The sequence below is a fragment of the Nocardia sp. NBC_00881 genome, assembly GCF_045207455.1.
Taxonomy (GTDB): Bacteria; Actinomycetota; Actinomycetes; order Mycobacteriales; family Mycobacteriaceae; genus Nocardia.
The window spans coordinates 3113461-3130422 of the sequence record NZ_CP108798.1; the positions used below are offsets into that span (position 1 = coordinate 3113461).

At 67.4% G+C, this 16962-nt stretch carries 14 protein-coding genes and 4 tRNA genes; 3 read left to right on the top strand and 15 right to left on the bottom strand.

The features are described from left to right. Positions 1-102: 102 nt before the first annotated feature. The 15 genes from OH799_RS12510 to OH799_RS12580 all read right to left on the bottom strand — a co-directional run bounded on the left by OH799_RS12510 (position 103) and on the right by OH799_RS12580 (position 16148). Positions 103-597: a hypothetical protein gene (locus OH799_RS12510; RefSeq protein ID WP_406279634.1), complete on the bottom strand. Its 495-nt coding sequence runs from the start codon at positions 595-597 to the stop codon at positions 103-105. A 163-nt stretch (positions 598-760) separates the two neighbouring features. Continuing rightward, complete coding sequence (locus OH799_RS12515; protein ID WP_406279637.1) at positions 761-1645, bottom strand: LysR substrate-binding domain-containing protein; 885 nt, start codon at positions 1643-1645, stop codon at positions 761-763. Positions 1646-1669: 24 nt separating this feature from the next. Next, the gene (pdxS, locus tag OH799_RS12520) at positions 1670-2590 is read right to left on the bottom strand and encodes a pyridoxal 5'-phosphate synthase lyase subunit PdxS (RefSeq protein ID WP_357261087.1); all 921 of its coding nucleotides are present in this window, start codon (positions 2588-2590) and stop codon (positions 1670-1672) included. A 186-nt stretch (positions 2591-2776) separates the two neighbouring features. Then, complete coding sequence (locus OH799_RS12525) at positions 2777-2914, bottom strand: hypothetical protein (RefSeq protein WP_406279641.1); 138 nt, start codon at positions 2912-2914, stop codon at positions 2777-2779. A gap of 113 nt (positions 2915-3027) precedes the next feature. Beyond that, the gene (locus tag OH799_RS12530) at positions 3028-4068 is read right to left on the bottom strand and encodes an NUDIX domain-containing protein (RefSeq protein ID WP_406282020.1); all 1041 of its coding nucleotides are present in this window, start codon (positions 4066-4068) and stop codon (positions 3028-3030) included. After that, positions 4068-5192: a glycosyltransferase family 4 protein gene (locus OH799_RS12535; RefSeq protein ID WP_357261081.1), complete on the bottom strand. Its 1125-nt coding sequence runs from the start codon at positions 5190-5192 to the stop codon at positions 4068-4070. The genes OH799_RS12530 and OH799_RS12535 overlap by 1 nt, the downstream gene beginning before the upstream one ends. Further along, entirely contained in the window at positions 5189-6157 is a 969-nt protein-coding gene (locus OH799_RS12540; protein WP_406279645.1) for a phosphatidylinositol mannoside acyltransferase, read from the bottom strand. The genes OH799_RS12535 and OH799_RS12540 overlap by 4 nt, the downstream gene beginning before the upstream one ends. Before the next feature lie 88 nt (positions 6158-6245). Continuing rightward, entirely contained in the window at positions 6246-6941 is a 696-nt protein-coding gene (gene pgsA / locus OH799_RS12545; protein ID WP_406279647.1) for a phosphatidylinositol phosphate synthase, read from the bottom strand. Positions 6942-6961: 20 nt separating this feature from the next. Beyond that, a complete protein-coding gene (locus OH799_RS12550; RefSeq protein ID WP_406279650.1) occupies positions 6962-7564 on the bottom strand; it encodes an HIT family protein in 603 nt (200 codons plus the stop codon). Next, positions 7561-9624 (bottom strand): threonine--tRNA ligase, encoded by a 2064-nt coding sequence (gene thrS / locus OH799_RS12555; RefSeq protein WP_406279653.1) that lies wholly within the window; start codon positions 9622-9624, stop codon positions 7561-7563. The genes OH799_RS12550 and thrS overlap by 4 nt, the downstream gene beginning before the upstream one ends. A gap of 217 nt (positions 9625-9841) precedes the next feature. Continuing rightward, positions 9842-10477, bottom strand: a complete 636-nt coding sequence (locus OH799_RS12560; RefSeq protein WP_406279656.1) for a (2Fe-2S)-binding protein — start codon at positions 10475-10477, stop codon at positions 9842-9844. Further along, positions 10450-10881, bottom strand: coding sequence for a TIGR02611 family protein (locus tag OH799_RS12565; protein ID WP_406279659.1), 432 nt, complete (start codon positions 10879-10881; stop codon positions 10450-10452). The genes OH799_RS12560 and OH799_RS12565 overlap by 28 nt, the downstream gene beginning before the upstream one ends. A 109-nt stretch (positions 10882-10990) precedes the next feature. After that, positions 10991-13240: a SulP family inorganic anion transporter gene (locus OH799_RS12570; protein WP_406279662.1), complete on the bottom strand. Its 2250-nt coding sequence runs from the start codon at positions 13238-13240 to the stop codon at positions 10991-10993. 287 nt (positions 13241-13527) lie between these two features. Then, positions 13528-15750: a SulP family inorganic anion transporter gene (locus OH799_RS12575; RefSeq protein ID WP_406279665.1), complete on the bottom strand. Its 2223-nt coding sequence runs from the start codon at positions 15748-15750 to the stop codon at positions 13528-13530. A 326-nt stretch (positions 15751-16076) separates the two neighbouring features. Continuing rightward, positions 16077-16148 (bottom strand) — tRNA-Val (locus OH799_RS12580). A gap of 415 nt (positions 16149-16563) precedes the next feature. Between OH799_RS12580 and OH799_RS12585 the strand changes: the two genes are divergently transcribed. The 3 genes from OH799_RS12585 to OH799_RS12595 all read left to right on the top strand — a co-directional run bounded on the left by OH799_RS12585 (position 16564) and on the right by OH799_RS12595 (position 16829). Further along, positions 16564-16636: transfer RNA gene (locus OH799_RS12585), tRNA-Gly, on the top strand. 46 nt (positions 16637-16682) lie between these two features. Continuing rightward, positions 16683-16753: transfer RNA gene (locus tag OH799_RS12590), tRNA-Cys, on the top strand. 1 nt (position 16754) lies between these two features. Continuing rightward, a tRNA-Val gene (locus OH799_RS12595) sits at positions 16755-16829 on the top strand. The last annotated feature ends 133 nt before the right edge of the window (positions 16830-16962 follow it).

Sequence of the window (16962 nt, forward strand, 5' to 3'; positions counted from 1 at the left end):
CTAACACCGCAGGTTGCGCACATTGGGCAGCCCGGCCGCCGCATCGCGCGGCGACCGGGCCTGGATCGGTTGCCGCCGATCGGCGGCAACCGGAGATATCGGTCAGGCGGCGCAGGCCGGGGACTGCTGGTTGAGGTTGCTCAGTGCCTGACAGGCCCAGGCTTTCTGGACCTTCCACTTGCCGCCCTCCAGGACGAAGGGGACATCGACCTGGTTCTCCTGACCGTTGATCGTGAACTTGGCCTGCGCGGTGACGCTGTCACCGAAGGCGGTGACGCCCGTGACCACGGCCGAGGCGTTGGCCTGCTTGTACGCGTCGGCCAGGCGGTTCGGTAGGCCGGGGTCGGCCTCGATACCCTCCACGAGGTCCAGCTTGTCCTCGTTCGGCACCGCCGGATCGAGGGCACGCTGCAGCAGAGCGTTCAGCTCGTCGGCAGTGGGCGGGGCAGGCGCGTTCGCGGTCGCCGAGGCGCTGGTCGTGGTGCGGGCCGGCTTGGGCGAGTCGCTCTTGTCGTCGCTGCCACAGGCCGCCAGGCTCAGGGCGGCCGCGGTGGCCAAGCCTGCGACGGCGAGGCGTCCGGTCATGCGAAGCTTCAACTGTTCGTCCTTTGCGTTCGGATCTATCCCGACGGTGAGAGGGCACGACATGGCCCGTATGGGCCATCGAATTGCGAAGCTACTGAGCGCGATTGTGGGAACTCTGAGACAACATTCTAGGCGTCGTGAGTGTTGAATCCACGTAACGCCGCCCCTCGAGCTCCTACTCCGCCAACGGTTCGCCCGTCAACGCGGCGACCAGTGCCGCGACCGCGGGATGGCGAACGGCCGTACGCCAGGCGGCCGCGTAGGTCACCACGAGCGGTGCGCCGCGCAGCGGCCGCCAGGCCAGGCCGGGCACGTCGGCCGCGCGCGCAGAGCTGAGCCCGATCATGTCGGGCCGCGACGGCAGCACCACGAGCATCTGCGCGTGCCCCATAGCGCTGTCGCTGAGCCGAACCCGGGCACCCTGGCCGGCGAGCGTGCGCAGCAACGAATCATGCAGGCCCACAGCCGATTCGCGTGCGAACAAGATCAGCTCCTGGCCGGCGAGGTCGGCCGGGTCGAGCAGCTCGGTGCCCGCGAGCGGATGTCGCGCCGACATCAGGACGCCGAGTTCCTCGCGCGCGACCGGACGCTGCGCGAAGCGCTCTGGCAGGTCCACCGGCGCGCGGACCAGCGCTATATCGATTTCGTCGTCGTCGAGCAGGCGAATCTGATCAGCTGTGGTCCCCCCGGTGAGCACCATACGTGTGCCGGGCAGGTGGGCGGCGAGCAGCTTTTCGATGCGTATCGGCAGCCACGGTGGAACACCGTTCAGCAGGCCGAGCCGGAGCACCGACGCACCGGCGGCGGACACGCGCCTTGTCTCCCGGATCGCCTCGTCCATCGCGCGCAGCACGTCCTTGCCGGTGCGCAGCAGCACCGCACCGGCGGCGGTCAGCTCGACCCGGGGCTCCCGGAGCAGCAGTGGACCGCCCAGCTCACGTTCCAGCACCTTGATCTGCTGGCTGAGGGTTGGCGTCGAGATGAACAACCGCTCCGCTGCCCGGCGGAAGTGCAATTCCTCCGCCAAGACCACGAAGTATCGCAACTGCCGCAACTCCACACGGCAGACGCTACCGGCCGGTGCTCACCAGCCGCGCTCGGCCAACCGGTGCGGCTGCGCGATCTCCTCGACGTTGATGCCGACCATGGCCTCGCCGAGGCCGCGCGACACCTTGGCCAGCACGTCGGGGTCGTCGTAGAAGGTGGTGGCCTTGACGATCGCGGCGGCACGCTGCGCCGGGTTGCCGGACTTGAAGATGCCGGAGCCGACGAACACGCCCTCGGCGCCGAGCTGCATCATCATCGCGGCATCGGCCGGGGTGGCGATGCCGCCCGCGGTGAACAGCACGACGGGGAGCTTGCCGGTCTCAGCGATCTCGCGGACCAGCTCGTAGGGGGCCTGCAGCTCCTTGGCAGCGACGAACAGTTCGTCCTCCGGCAGCGACGACAGCTTGCGGATCTCCTGACGGATCTTGCGCATGTGCGTAGTGGCGTTGGACACGTCACCGGTACCTGCCTCGCCCTTGGAGCGAATCATGGCCGCGCCCTCGGTAATTCGGCGCAGCGCCTCACCCAGGTTGGTGGCGCCGCAGACGAACGGCACGGTGAAGTTCCACTTGTCGATGTGGTTGGCGTAGTCGGCCGGTGTGAGCACCTCGGACTCGTCGATGTAGTCGACGCCGAGGCTCTGCAGGATCTGTGCCTCCACGAAGTGGCCGATGCGGGCCTTCGCCATCACCGGTATGGAGACGGCGGAGATGATGCCCTCGATCATGTCCGGGTCGCTCATCCGGGACACGCCGCCCTGCGCGCGGATGTCGGCGGGGACGCGCTCCAGCGCCATCACCGCGACCGCCCCCGCGTCCTCGGCGATCTTGGCCTGGTCGGCGGTGACGACATCCATGATCACCCCGCCCTTGAGCATCTCGGCCATGCCGCGCTTCACGCGGGCGGTACCGACGGTCTGGGTGGTCTCGGGCGTGGTCACGGCAAACTCCTGAGTCATGTGCGCCAATCGGGTCGCTCGGATTCGAACGACACGATTCTAGGCGTCCGGAAAAGGCCACCTGATAGCCAGTTGGCGTGCACTGGCCTGGTGCAATCTCGGATATCGCGGCGTACACCGGGAAGGCGCGGCATCCGTGCCGTCCCGGCGATCCACTGGTCTGCCCGGGCCCTGCCGGGTACCGCGTCAGAGCGGGCCGACCACCAGCAACTGCGCCCAGTACTCCGCGGCGGCGGGCCCCACAAGGGGTAACAGGAAATCGAACAACAGGTACGACATGAAACCAACTACCTCCACACCGAGCGAGATCGGCCCCACCTTCATCGGGACCACGACGCCGAATTCGAGGGCGTCCCTGACAGCACTACCCTCCGGGCACATGATTCACCGCGACGCTATCACGACCGTGAAACACATCACACGTCCGCACGAGCCGGTCAGCGGATGGAGCGGACCTCAGGATCGGCGGATCCGGAGGCTGCCTCGGCGGCCTCGGCGAGTAGTTCGTCCAAGTGATACGGGTAGACGGTTTCGCAGGAACGGTCCAGCGCGACGATGTCCTCGACGGTGCACCATTTATGGCCGGTGATGGAGCGACGTTCGATCGTGGTCTGGTTCGCCGCATGCGGTTCGAAACGGCGCACGCGCAGGGCGAAGAACAACTCTTCGGAGCGGATCAGATCGCCGTTGAAGGGGAACACCGCGACCCGACGCCAGATCGGTCCGCGCAAGCTGTCCGGGTCCGCCCGGTGCCCGGTCTCCTCGTAGAGCTCGCGCACGGCGGCGGCGCGCAGGCTCTCCCCCGGCTCCACCCCGCCGCCGACGGTGAACCAGAACGACGCCTCCGGCGTCTTGGGGTCGTTGCCGCGCATCAGCAGGGTCCGGTCGTTCTCGTCGAACAGCACGACGCGCGCGGTGGTACGGATGGTGTCCACGGCGAGTCCGGTGGATGCGGCGGGCGTGGCACGCTCGGTGATCTCGAAGTAGGACGGCAGCGGCGCGGTGCCGCCGAGGTGCAGGATGCGCACCGGGCGCCGGGTACGCAGCGCGAGCGTGTCACGCACCGCGTCGTTGTGGAAGCGGCGCGCGATGAGCACGCGCGCTTCGGCGTCGGCCAGCTCGGCGACCAGTTGCGGGCGCAGGCTTCCGATGTCGACCGCCGACAACGCCGAGGACAGCTGGTTCTCGACGGTCTCCCGATCGCCTGGCCCGGCCCGCTCGGCCCGGCCCGCCAGCGCGGACAGGTGTCTGGCCTGCTCGGACCGCGTCGGATCGGACGGGCCCGCGATGGCCAAGGCGACCGACCTGGCCACCACCGCCCGCCGTGCCAACGCCGCGTCGAGCGCCTGCCAGGACTGGTCGGAGCGCACGTGCAGCCGGTCGAGCCGGTTGGCGGTCGAGTACGCCCAGAGACCGATCGCGATGACCACCGCAGCGATGAGAGCGAGGACGAGGACCGTCGTCGCGGAGAAGGTGATCATCCGGCGGCGCGCACCCGGGTGTCGCCGATGGTCACCGTTTCGTACACCCGCAGGATCTGTTCGGCCACCACTGGCCAGTCATACTCACCCACCACCTGCGTCGCGGTGTGCACCAGCGCCTCCCTGCGCACCTCGTCGGTGAGCACGGCGTGCAGCGCGGCGGCCAAGGCGGCCGAATCGCCCACCGGGACGAGCACGCCCGCCGCCCCGTCGCGCAGTACCCGCCGGAAGGCATCCAGTTCGCTGGCCACGACGGCCGTTCCGGCGGCCATCGCCTCGATCAGGATGATGCCGAAGCTCTCCCCGCCTAGATTTGGCGCGACGTAGACGTCGGCGCTGCGCATCGCCGAGGCCTTCTCCTCGTCGGACACCTGGCCGAGGAAGTGCAGGTGCCCGGCGAGCGGCCCCGCTTCACGGCGCAGCCGGTCCTCGTCACCGCGCCCGACGATGAGGATCTCCACCTCCGGATGCCTGCGCGCCAGGTCGGGCAGCGCCCCGAGCAAGACCTCCATGCCCTTGCGCGGCTCGTCGTAGCGGCCGAGGAACAGCACGGTCCCGCCCGCACGCGGATAGCCGGGCAGCATCGGCGCCCTGGCGAACGCGGGGACGTCGACGCCATTGGGGATCTCCACCGCGTCCGACCCCAACGCCTCCACCTGCCAGCGTCGTGCCAGCTCGGAGACGGCGATGCGGCCGGAGATCTTCTCGTGATAGGGCCGCAGCACACCCTGAAATGTGCTCAGCACCAATGATTTCGTCGTCGAGGTGTGGAAGGTGGCGACGATCGGACCCTCGGCGATCTTCAGCGCGAGCATGGACAGGCTCGGCGCGTTGGGCTCGTGGATGTGCAGCACGTCGAAGTCGTTCCCATCGATCCAACGGCGAATCCTGGTATAGGCCATGGGGCCGAAGGACAATCGCGCAACCGAGCCGTTGTACGGGATCGCGACCGCGCGTCCCGCCGACACAACGAACTCCGGCAGCGGCGTGTCGTCCGCCGCGGGCGCGAGCACGCTGACCTTGTGCCCGCGTTCGATGAACACCCGCGCCAGCTCGACGACATGCGCCTGCACTCCGCCGGGGACGTCGAACGAATAGGGGCAGACCATGCCGATCTTCATGGCAATTCGTCTCCCTGTTCGACCCGGATGCTCGCCTGCGCGGCTGCGATTCCGGCGCGCCGCTCCGGGGACAGGTCGCTTTCCCACAGCGGTTGCAGCATGTGCCAGTCGGCAGGGTGTCCGGCGATATTCGCGGCGAAACGGTCCGCCAATGCCTGGGTAGCCGCCGCCACACCACCGGAAACATCCAGCGGTCCTTCGACTTTCAGGCCCCAGCTCTCGCGCCCTTCGGCATCGACATCGAACCACGCGTGCACCGGCAGCAGAGCGGCGCCGGTCTCGATGGCCAGTTTCGCCGCGCCCCCGGGCATCCAGGTGCGCTCGCCGAAGAACCAGACGGGGACCCCCCTGCCGGTGAGGTCGCGTTCGCCCATCAGACACACGATCTTGTTTTCCCGCAGGCGCGCCGCCAGCTGCCGGAACGGCGGTTGCTCGCCGCCGGTCAGTGGGAACACTTCGAAGCCGAGGCTCTCTCGATAGGCGACGAACCGCTCGAACAGCGATTCCGGCTTCAGCCGTTCGGCGACAGTGGTCGGATTGCCATAGTGCTGCACCAACCAGACACCGGCAATGTCCCAATTGCCGGAGTGCGGAAGCACCAAGACCACGCCGCGGCCCTCATCCAGCGCGGCATCGAGGAATGGCAGCCCGTCGACCCAATAGTCGATCGCCTTGTGGTCCATGGCGGGTAGCCGGAACGCCTCACGCCAGTACCGGGCATACGACCGCATGCTCGCGCTGATCAGCTCGTCCGGCACGTCGGCAGGCAGCACCCCCAGCACACGGGCCAGGTTCCGTCGCAATTGATTCGGTGGTCCGCCTGCGTGGAATTCTCGGTTGGCGCGCCGGGCGACCCGGTCACCACCCAAGTCGAACAGCCGCCGGGCCGTCTGCTCCGGCAGCGCACGCACCAGCCGCCAGCCCGCCACGTATCCGGCGGCACCGAGCCGCTCCCCGATGCTCATTCGATCTCCCCCACTTCTCGTCCCCAGCCCGCCACCGCAGATGTCCCGCTGCCTTCGTCGACGTATCGGCGCTCGGCACAGGGTGTTGTCACGACGGGAGCCCCGGGGCACCGGCGGCTCCCGTGCTCGGATTCCGCGGCTGCCCGGAGGGGATCACATCGCGCGCCCCCGGCGAATTGCGCACGGCGAGCACCCGCTGGAAGACGGTGACGATACTGAGCACCGCGAGAATCCACATCGCCAGGTGGACGGCGTAGGTGAGCCAGTCGATGCCCCAGTAGCCGCCGATGCCGGTGAATCCCGCGCCGACCAGCACGATGATCAGCCGGTCCGGGCGTTCGATGATGCCGCCGTCCGCGGACAGCCCGCTGGCCTCAGCGCGGGCTTTGGCGTATGAGATCACCTGTGAGGTCACCAGGACGACGAGCGTCGCGAAGAACAGCTGCCTGTGCTGCTCATGGAAGACCGCCCACCAGGCCAGGCCGGCGAAGATCGCGCCGTCGGCCACGCGGTCACAGGTTGCGTCGAGTACCGCACCGTATTTCGTTCCTCCGCCGCGCGCCCTGGCCATCGCGCCGTCGAGCATGTCGAACATGACGAACAGCCAGATGACGAGGGTTCCCCAAAAAAGGTGTCCGGTCGGGAACAACGTGACCGCGGCGGCGATCGAGGCGGTCGTGCCGATCAGCGTCACCGCATCGGGAGTGAGTCCCGTGCTGACCAATGCCCTGCCCAGCGGCGCCGTCGCCTTGGCGAAGGTTTCGCGGCCGAAGAAGCTCAGCACAGTCGACCCGCCCCGCTCATCTACGCCTCCTTCCAGGCCGCCGAGAGCAGCGCCCTGGTCTCACGCAAGAGTTGCGGCATCACCTTCGCCCCGCCGATGACGGTGATGAAATTCGCGTCACCACCCCAGCGGGGCACGATGTGCTGGTGCAGGTGGTCGGCCAGCGAGCCGCCCGCCACCCCACCGAGATTCAGCCCGACGTTGAAGCCGTGCGGCCGGGACACCTTCTTCATCACCCGGATGGCCTGCTGGGTGAACGCCATCAGCTCGGCGCTCTCGGCCTCGGTGAGGTCCTCCAGGTTGGCCACCTTGCGGTAGGGCACCACCATCATGTGCCCTGGGTTGTACGGGTACAGGTTGAGCACCGCGTACACCAGCTCGCCGCGGGCGATGACCAATCCGTCTTCGTCGGACATCTTCGGGATGTCTGTGAAGGGGTGGCCCGTCGAGTCCTTGGCACCCGGCGTGGCCGCCTCCGCGATGTAGGACATCCGATACGGCGTCCACAACCGCAGCAGCCGATCCGGTTCCCCGGCGCCCGTGTCCACGATGCTCTTCTGTTCGTCCGACGCCGCGGTCTCGCCCAGATCCGCGAGCCCGTCCGGCACCGTGCGCTCGGTCATGCCCGAGCCTTCTCCGCTGATCGAATCTCGAAACCCTCGGCCGTAGGCGACGCGTTCTCCCGGTGGGCGATCCACGCGACGATGGTGGCCACCGCGTCATCCACCGGCACACCGTTGACCTGGGTGCCGTCGCGGAACCGAAAGCTCACGGCGTCCGCGTTCACATCGCGCTCACCGGCGAGCAGCATGAACGGCACCTTCTGCGCGGTGTTGTTGAAGATCTTCTTCTGCATCCGGTCGTCGCTGCGATCCACCTGCGCGCGGATACCTTCGTCCCGCAATCGGTCGATCACCCGATCCAGGTGCGCTACAAAGGTTTCCGCCACCGGGATGCCGGCGACCTGCACCGGCGAGAGCCATGCGGGGAAGGCACCCGCGTAGTGCTCGGTGAGCACGCCGAAGAAGCGCTCGATCGAGCCGAACAGAGCCCGGTGGATCATCACCGGCCGCTTCTTGGTGCCATCGGAGGCGGTGTACTCCAGCTCGAACAGTTCCGGCTCGAAGAAGTCGAGCTGAATGGTCGACATCTGCCAGTTGCGGCCCAGCGCATCCTTGGCCTGCACCGAGATCTTCGGACCGTAGAAGGCGGCCCCGCCCGGATCCGGCACCAGCTGCAAGCCGGACGCATCGGCGACCCGGGCCAAGGTCGCGGTGGCCTCCTCCCAGACCTCGTCCGAGCCGACGTACTTCTTCGGGTCCTTGGTGGACAGCTCGAGGTAGAAGTCGTCCAGGCCGTAATCCTTCAGCAGGTTCAGCACGAACTGGAGGATGCTGGTGAGCTCCTCGGTCACCTGTTCCTGGGTGCAGTAGATGTGCGAGTCGTCCTGGGTCATGCCGCGTACCCGCGTCAGGCCGTGAATCACGCCGGACTTCTCGTAGCGGTAGACGGAGCCGAATTCGAACAGCCGCAGCGGCAGTTCCCGGTACGACCGTCCGCGGGACCGGAAGATCAGGTTGTGCATCGGACAGTTCATCGGCTTGACGTAGTAGTCCTGGCCCGGCTTGCGGACGGTGCCGTCGGCGTTGAGCTCAGCGTCCAGGTGCATAGGCGGGAACATGCCGTCGGCATACCAGTCCAGGTGTTTGGAGACCTCGAACAGGTGGCCCTTGGTGATGTGCGGCGTGTTGACGAATTCGTAGCCCGCGGACACATGGCGCTGGCGCGAGTAGTCCTCGAGCTCCTTGCGGATGATACCGCCCTTGGGGTGGAACACCGGAAGGCCGGAGCCGAGCTCGTCGGGGAAGCTGAACAAGTCCAGTTCCAGGCCGAGCTTGCGGTGGTCGCGGCGCTCGGCCTCGGCCAGCAGGTGCATGTGCTCGTCGAGCGCCTCTTGGGACTCCCACGCGGTGCCGTAGACGCGCTGCAGGTCTTCGCGGCTCTGGTCACCGCGCCAGTACGCGGCCGAGCTGCGGGTCAACTTGAACGCCGGGATGAATTTGGTGGTCGGGATGTGCGGTCCGCGGCACAGGTCGCCCCAGACCTTCTCACCGGTTCGCGGGTCCAGGTTGTCGTAGATGGTCAGTTCTTTGCCGCCGACCTCCATGACCTCCGGGTCGTCGATGCCCGACTTGTCACTGATCAGTTCCAGTTTGAACGGCTCCTTCGCCAGTTCCGCCCTGGCGTCCTCGACCTCGACCACCCGGCGCGAGAACCGCTGCGCGCCTTTGACGATCTTCTTCATCCGGGATTCCAGCTTGGCCAGATCCTCCGGGGTGAACGGCCGCTGAACCTGGAAGTCGTAGTAGAAGCCATCCTTGATGTAGGGACCGATGCCCAGCCTGGCGTCGGGGAACTCCTGCTGCACAGCCTGGGCCAAAACATGCGCGGTGGAGTGCCGGATGACGTTGCGGCCGTCGTCGGTGTTCGCCGCGACCGGCTGCACGTCGACGTCGGCGTCGGGAGTCCAGGACAGGTCCTTCAGCTCACCGTCCACGCGGACGACGACGACGGTCTCCGGGCCTTTGGTGGGTAGTCCCGCCGCACGCACCGCGGCGCCCGCCGTCGTCCCGGCCGGCACCCGGACGAGGGCGACTGGGCTGATGGGGGCTGAGGTGGTCACGGCTGCGCTCTCCTTGGCGTTCTGGCGTGGGCTGGTCCCCGCTGGGTGGGGGCCGAACGCGTGTTGGCTCCGGCGCGACAATGCTACTGTCCCGCCTCTCCGGGTCTTCAAGCCGCACTAGTCGGATGACGTGGGATCAGCGTTCAGGCCCGGCGTTTGGTTCACCCCAACCTCTCCGGGTCTTCAGGCCGTACCAGCTGCGGGGCGGCAGCACACCTCAGCTTTCGGCCGCGAGGGCGGCCAGCAGCGCCGCGCGCTCGGCGGAGGGTCGTTTCGGGCAACTGGTGCACATTTCGCAGCCCGGGACCTCGAACACCAGACAGCAGGAGATGCGCCGCACGAAGGTGCGTCCGCCGATCTCGACGAATCGCGGCGCCGGCAGTTTGCCGCCGATCTCGGCAGCCAGCCGCGCGCCCGCGGCGGGCGAACCAGCGTCCAGCGAGCGGTTGCCGATCGCGTCGGCGGCAATCGCCCACAGCGACGGCGCACCCGCGCCGGACACCTCGGCGATTGGCGCGATCACGGCGGCCAGCGTCTCGCCCAGCCCTGCGGCGCGGCCGACCGGCTCGTGGGCCGAGCGGCTGCGCACCCGCTCGATCCCGCCGTCCGGACGCACCTCGCAGTCCAGCCGGTCCAGCGCGGTATCCGGCGCGCCCTCGCCATGCGCGTACGCCCGCGCGATCCCTTCCACCAGCGCGGAGGCGACCATGCACCACCACAGCGTGCCCGCGATCCTGGGCGATGCGGTCCCCCAGGAGCGGCCCATCTCCGCGATCCGCGCGGCCAGCCACTCGGGCTCGGTGAGCCTTCGCCCCGGGACGTTGTTCACCACTGCAGGGGGCTGCGCAACCATTCCCATTCGACTCCGATCCAGCTACCCACGATCCCGAACGTTCCCAGTGCCCACAATGTCGCCACGACCAACGCGGCGGTGGCGAACGCCGCGAATACTCGCACGACCGGACTCCGAGCCGAATACCACGCCATACCCTGCTGGTATTTGCTCCGCAGCCAGCCGAGTATCCGGCGCGCCCAGGCGAATTCGGTGGCGAGGATGCCGAGCCCGGCGAACACGATCGCCCAGCCGGGACCGGGATACGGAATTGCCAGGATGCCTACGGCGAGCACGGCGACTCCGGCCACCGCGACCCCGATCCGGTAAGCGAGGTTCAGCGTAGGTCGGCGCGCGAGCCCGGTTCGGAAGCCGCGCCAGCCGGTCCGCTTCTCCGTCGAGCTGGTTTTCAGGTCAGCGGTCACGTCCCCAGGGTACGAGAAATCTCCCCCACCGAATGCCGCACCCCGGTGCCTGGATACGGCGAACCCGCCCGAGCCGTGCAGCCCGGTCGGGTTCGCCCATCCTCGTCGATCACACGAGCTCCGGAGTGTCGCGGCGACCAGCATCGTCGATGTGCGCCAGCCCGTCCACGGTCACCTCGATGACGCGCGCGGTGGCGATGTCGAAGAACAGCCCCGACACCCTGACGCCACGCTCGGCGACCGCCTTGCGCACCGCGGGATGCCGGTGCAGCATCTCCAACTGCACCGCGACGTTCACCATGCCGAGCTGGTCCGTCTCGCCGAACCCGGCTGCCTGCGCAGCGGCCGCCACCGGATGGCCGAGGCGGAACCGCTCCAGGCTCGGCCTCGCGTGCGCCAGCCATGCGTCTACGCCCGGGACCTCGGTCCCGGAATGCAGCGCCGCCATCGCTCCGCACGAGGAGTGCCCGCACACCACCACAGAGCGGACGTTGAGCTGCTCCAGCGCGAAGACCAGCGCGGCCTCGACCGAGGCATCACCTTCGACGGGCACCAGGTTGCCTACGTTGCGCACGGTGAACAGGTCACCGGGACCGCTGTTGGTGATGACATTCGGTACGACCCGCGAGTCCGAGCAGGTCAGGAAGAACGAATCCGGGTCCTGTTTGTCGCGCAGCACGTCCAGGTGTGGTCGCACCACGTGCGCGTGGCGGCGGTGGTAGGCAGCGACGCCCGCCGCGACCGGGTTCGCGTGCGACTCGTCGCGGCGCCACGGACCGAGGATGTCGTCCCAGACCGAACGCGCGAAGCTGCGCGCGGGCGGTCCCGCGGCCGCGTTGGCCATCTTGGCGCCGCCGATCTCCACGAAATCGACGCTGCCGCCGTTGTTCGCCTGCTGACGCGCCCACTCCTCGATGGCCTCGAAGACCGCGTGGTCGAGGAAGTCGACGGTCATCTCGACCGTCACTTCGGCGTCCGCGGGCACCTTGGCGAGCTGCGTCGACAGCTTCGGCAGCGCGAGGAAAGTGGCCGAGCCGTCGATGGAGACCAGCCAGCGCTGCGAGGCAGGGATCTGCACGGCGGTGATGGATACCTTGACCACCCGCCACAGCAACAGGCCGAACGCCACTCCTAGACCGATCAGGACGCCCTCGAGCAGGTTCAGGAACACCACGCTGAGCACGGTGACGGTGTACACCAGCAGGTCACCTGTCCGCTGGGCCATCCTGACGTGTGCGAGCTTCACCAACTGGGTGCCGATCACAATGAGCAGTCCGGCCAGCGCTGCCTTCGGAATCTGCTCCACCACGGAGGCCAGCAGCACCGAGAACACCAGGACCCAGACGCCGTGCAGCACCGCCGACGCCCGGCTCCGCGCGCCCGCCTGGACGTTGGTGGCGCTGCGCACGATGACGCCGGTGACCGGCAGGCCGCCGAGCAGGCCCGACAGTACGTTCGCCGACCCCTGGCCGATCAGTTCGCGGTCGAAGTTGGTGCGCTTGCCGGAGTGCATCTTGTCCACCGCCACCGCGGACAGCAGGCTCTCCACACTCGCGATCAGCGCTACGGTGATGATGGTGACCACCACTGCCGACCAGTTTCCACTGGGCAGCTGCGGCAGGCCGATCGCATCGAACAGCGACCCGTTCAAGACGATTCGCTCGGCGCCCGTCTGCCACACCAGCGACAGCACGGTGCCCGCGAGCACCGCTACCAGTGGGCCGGGAACCACACGGACCTTGGCGGGCAGGTACTTCCAGCCGACCATGATCGCGATCACGACCACGCCGATGAACGTGCCACCGCCATGCAGCGACATCAACTGTCCGGGCAGCTCGGTGATGTTCTTCCACGCCGAACTGTGCGACGAACCGCCGAGCAGCACGTGAACCTGTTGCAGCGCAATGGTGATGCCGATACCGGCGAGCATCGCGTGCACCACAACCGGCGCCACCGCCAATGCCGCTCTGGCAATCCGGCTGAGCCCGAACACGATTTGCAGAAGACCGGCCGCACAGACAATGAAACCGGTTGCTTTCCAGCCGAATTGACTGATCGTCTCGGCAACGACGACGGTGAGACCGGCGGCGGGGCCGCTCACCTGCAGGATCGAGCCGCCGAGCAGTCCGGCGACGATGCCGCCGATCACGGCGGCGATCAGGCCTGCAGCGACCGGAGCGCCGGAGGCGACGGCGATGCCGAGTGACAACGGCAACGCGACCAGGAAGACCACGATCGACGAGGGCACATCATGCCGAAGAATCGATGCGAGGCGGCCGGACAGGGGTTCGGAACTGCGGCCGGAGCCGGTTTCTGTGGGTGGCGACAGTGGCGGGGCTAAATCGTGATCGATAGCCATGACTCTCCTTCGCCGACTCGGCAGGTTCGCCGAAGTCGGTTGACGATCAACATGTCCAGCAGGGCACAAGACCGCGAACCGGCATCTCGCGGTGAAGCAGTCCCGACACAGCGATGGGTCGAGATGTAAACCGTAACAAGTCTATTGGTAAAGACTTAGCAAAGCCTGAGAAGTTAGCGGATTGTGTGTAATTCGCCACTTTCGGCTCCGCTGTTATCGCTGTGGCCTGCCGCACAGTCGTGCCGGGCCGGTGGGGCCGGACCGGCGCATTCCCGCCCTGCCCGCCGTCAGGCAGGCTCCGCTGCGATGTCTTCATCGCCGAACTCTGCGATGCCGTCGACGGTGACCTCGATCACCCGCGCCGTGGCGATGTCGAAGAACAGCCCCGACACCGCGACGCCCCGTTCCTCGATGCCCCTGCGGACGATCGGATGCGCGTGCAGTGTCTCGAGCTGCACCGCCACATTCACCATGCCCAGCTGGTCCACCTCACCGAACCCCGCGAGGGCCGCCGCATCGGCCACCGGATGCCCGAGCCGGTAGCGTTCCAGACTCGGCCGCGCGTGCGCCAGCCAGTCACCGAGCCCGGGCCCCGCCTGCACCTCACGATGCAGTGCGTCCATCGCCCCACATGCGGAGTGGCCGCAGACCACCACCGCGCGCACGTCCAGCTTCTCCAGCGCGTAGATCAGCGCGGCCTCGACCGAAACGTCTCCGCCCGGGGTCGGGACCAGGTTGCCCACATTGCGGACGGTGAACAGATCACCCGGTCCGCTGTTGGTGATGACGTTGGGCACGATGCGCGCGTCCGCGCAGGTGAGGAAGAACGAGTCGGCGTCGGGCCGATGCCGCAGCCCGTCCAGGTGCGGGCGCAGGAGATGAGCGTGGCCGCGGTGATAGGCGGCGATGCCCGCGACGATCAGATTTTCCCGGCTGCCGGTGCGCCGCCACGGTCGGATCACCTGGTCGATAACCTGCCTGGAGTGTCCGCGCTCGGGCGGTCCGGCCAGGGCCGTGGCCATCCGCGCGCTGCCGATCTCGGCGAATTCAACCGTGCCGCCGGCGGATTCGCGTCGTCGAGCCCAATCGGTGATCAGTTCGTAGGAGGCGTGGTCGAGGAAGTCGACGGTCATCTCCACGGTCACGTCGGCGTCGGCGGGTACCTTGGCCAGTTCCGCGGTCAGCTTCGGCAGCGCGAGAAAGGTGCAGGTGCCGTCGATGGTGACCACCCAGCGCCGGGAGCCGGGGATCTGCTCCGCGATGATTGTCGCACGGACCACCCGCCACAACAGCAGCGCGAACGCGAGCGCGAGCCCGATCACCATGCCCTGCAACAGGTTCAGGAATACGACGCTCGAGACAGTCGTCGCGTACACATACAGGTCACCGGTGCGCCTGGCAAGCCGGATGTGCGCCAGCTTGATCAGCTGCAAACCGATCAGGATGAGCAGTCCCGCCAGCGCCGCGGTGGGGATCTGCCGCACCAGCCCGGCCAGTGCCACCGCGAACAGCAGGATCCAGACTCCGTGCAGCACCGTCGCCGCCCTGCTGCGCGCGCCCGCGTGCGCGTTGGTGATGCTGCGCACGATGACTGCTGCGATCGGCAGGCCGCCGAGCAGGCCGGAGACGACGTTGGCCGATCCCTGCCCGATCAGTTCTCGATCGAAGTCGGTGTGGGTGCCCGGCCGCGCCTTGTCCACCGCGATCGCCGACAGCAGGCTCTCCACGCTGGCGATAAGAGCGATCGTGACCATGGTCAGGACGATGACCGTCCAACTGCCGGAGGGCACCGTGGGCAGGCCGAGGGAGTCCAGCAGCGAGCCGTCCAGCACGATGCGTTCGACGTGGGTGGGCATGACCAGTGACAACACGGTCGCGGCCACTACCGCCACCAGCGGTCCTGGAATCGCCCTGATCCGACCCGGGACGAACCGCCAGACGATCAGGATGACGATGACGACGAGGCCGATGCACAGGTCGCCCTTGTGCACGGACCTCAGCTGATTCGGCAGGGCGACGAGACTGGCGAACGACGAGCTCAGCGAACTCCCGCCGAGCAGCACGTGCACCTGTTGCAGCGCGATGATCACGCCGATGCCCGCGAGCATGCCGTGCACCACGACCGGGGCGATGGCCAGTGCGGCGCGCGCGACGCGGCTGAGCCCGAACAGAATCTGCAGGACTCCGGCACCGGCGGTGATGAAACAAGTTGCGGCCCAGCCGAAGTGGTGCACGCTCTCGGCGACGACGACAGTGAGGCTAGCGGTCGGCCCGCTCACCTGGACCGCGGAGCCGCCGAGCAGTCCGGCGACGACGCCGCCGACGGCGGCCGCGATCAGCCCCGCGGCGACGGGGGCGCCGGAAGCGACCGCGACGCCGAGCGAAAGGGGAAGGGCAACAAGGAAAACCACAATCGAGGCTGGTAGGTCATTGCGACCGATACTGGCCAGACGTGCGGAAACGCCTACCCGCGGCGACGTCAGCGGTACGGAATCGGTGTCGGTGGACATATTTCTCCTTCGCCGAATCGAGTTGATCCGGTTCATCGGTCAAACATGTTCTGGCATCGAATGCGAGCAAAGAGCCCCTCGACCGCTCGTGGAGCGGCGACCCGTGACGCGAAGGTCGAACTGATAGTAAAGACTTCGCAAAGCGCATGGAAAGGTCTTTGATGCCCACGAGGGCAACCGCTATCAAACTGTGACCCAAGTCACAGTGCTGCAAAACGGCTTGCGGGGATTTTGAATGCTTGGGTCAGCGGCCGGGCTCGGCGATGCCGATCGACCAAGAGATGAAAGAAGACCGGGCTACATCGCACCGGTCTCGCTCGATTAAGTGGTCCCAGCTGGGATCGAACCAGCGACCTTCCGCGTGTGAGGCGGACGCTCTCCCGCTGAGCTATGAGACCTGAGCTTCATTCCGGGCGGGATGCCCTCCGGACGAGACGAAACATTAGCACGCACCCCGGGCGGTCCACCAAATCGCCACCCGGACAGGGACGATCCAACGCATCGGCGGTCGCACTCTCCGGGTGGTCCGCCCGCACGATCCGAGCCAGCTGAGGCTGATCTCGACACACTTCGTTCACCGGCGCCCGCACCATGCGGCTGCGATGGACATCCGCGATGCCATCCGTGACCCCTGGATCGATCGGGCCATCCGACGAGCCCCTAGTCCCCATGGACCACACAGGCCCCTACGGCCCCACTGGGCAGCCTCCCGATTTCCCCCTTTCTACCAGCGGATTTGTACCTTGCAGGAAGCGTCCGCTAATGTTCTGTCTCGCACCACGGAGGCCGGTACGAGCCCCCAGAGGTGGAAATGCGGATGTAGCGCAGCTGGTAGCGCATCACCTTGCCAAGGTGAGGGTCGCGGGTTCGAATCCCGTCATCCGCTCGAGAGGTAGGGCCAGGCAACATTGGTACGCCGTCCCCCTTTGCGCGGTGGAGTGGCCGAGTGGTGAGGCAACGGCCTGCAAAGCCGTGCACACGGGTTCGATTCCCGTCTCCACCTCGCGCGATTAGCTCAGCGGGAGAGCGCTTCCCTGACACGGAAGAGGTCACTGGTTCAATCCCAGTATCGCGCACCACCGCAGTACCAGGTCAGACCCGGTTTTCCACCGGGTCTGATCTTTTTTGTGCGCACGACGGGCCCAACGAACCTGCTCTACTCGACAAATTGGGCACGGATGCTCATGGGCATCCACGCGGACAACGCAGAGT

Bases quoted from the DNA above. Each gene is read 5' to 3' on its own strand.
- OH799_RS12525 (WP_406279641.1), bottom strand. From the start codon at position 2,914: ATGAAGGTGGGGCCGATCTCGCTCGGTGTGGAGGTAGTTGGTTTCATG.
- OH799_RS12575 (WP_406279665.1), bottom strand. From the start codon at position 15,750: ATGTCCACCGACACCGATTCCGTACCGCTGACGTCGCCGCGGGTAGGC.
- OH799_RS12535 (WP_357261081.1), bottom strand. From the start codon at position 5,192: ATGAAGATCGGCATGGTCTGCCCCTATTCGTTCGACGTCCCCGGCGGA.
- OH799_RS12550 (WP_406279650.1), bottom strand. From the start codon at position 7,564: ATGACCGAGCGCACGGTGCCGGACGGGCTCGCGGATCTGGGCGAGACC.
- pdxS (WP_357261087.1), bottom strand. From the start codon at position 2,590: ATGACTCAGGAGTTTGCCGTGACCACGCCCGAGACCACCCAGACCGTC.
- OH799_RS12540 (WP_406279645.1), bottom strand. From the start codon at position 6,157: ATGAGCATCGGGGAGCGGCTCGGTGCCGCCGGATACGTGGCGGGCTGG.
- OH799_RS12560 (WP_406279656.1), bottom strand. From the start codon at position 10,477: ATGGTTGCGCAGCCCCCTGCAGTGGTGAACAACGTCCCGGGGCGAAGG.
- OH799_RS12570 (WP_406279662.1), bottom strand. From the start codon at position 13,240: ATGGCTATCGATCACGATTTAGCCCCGCCACTGTCGCCACCCACAGAA.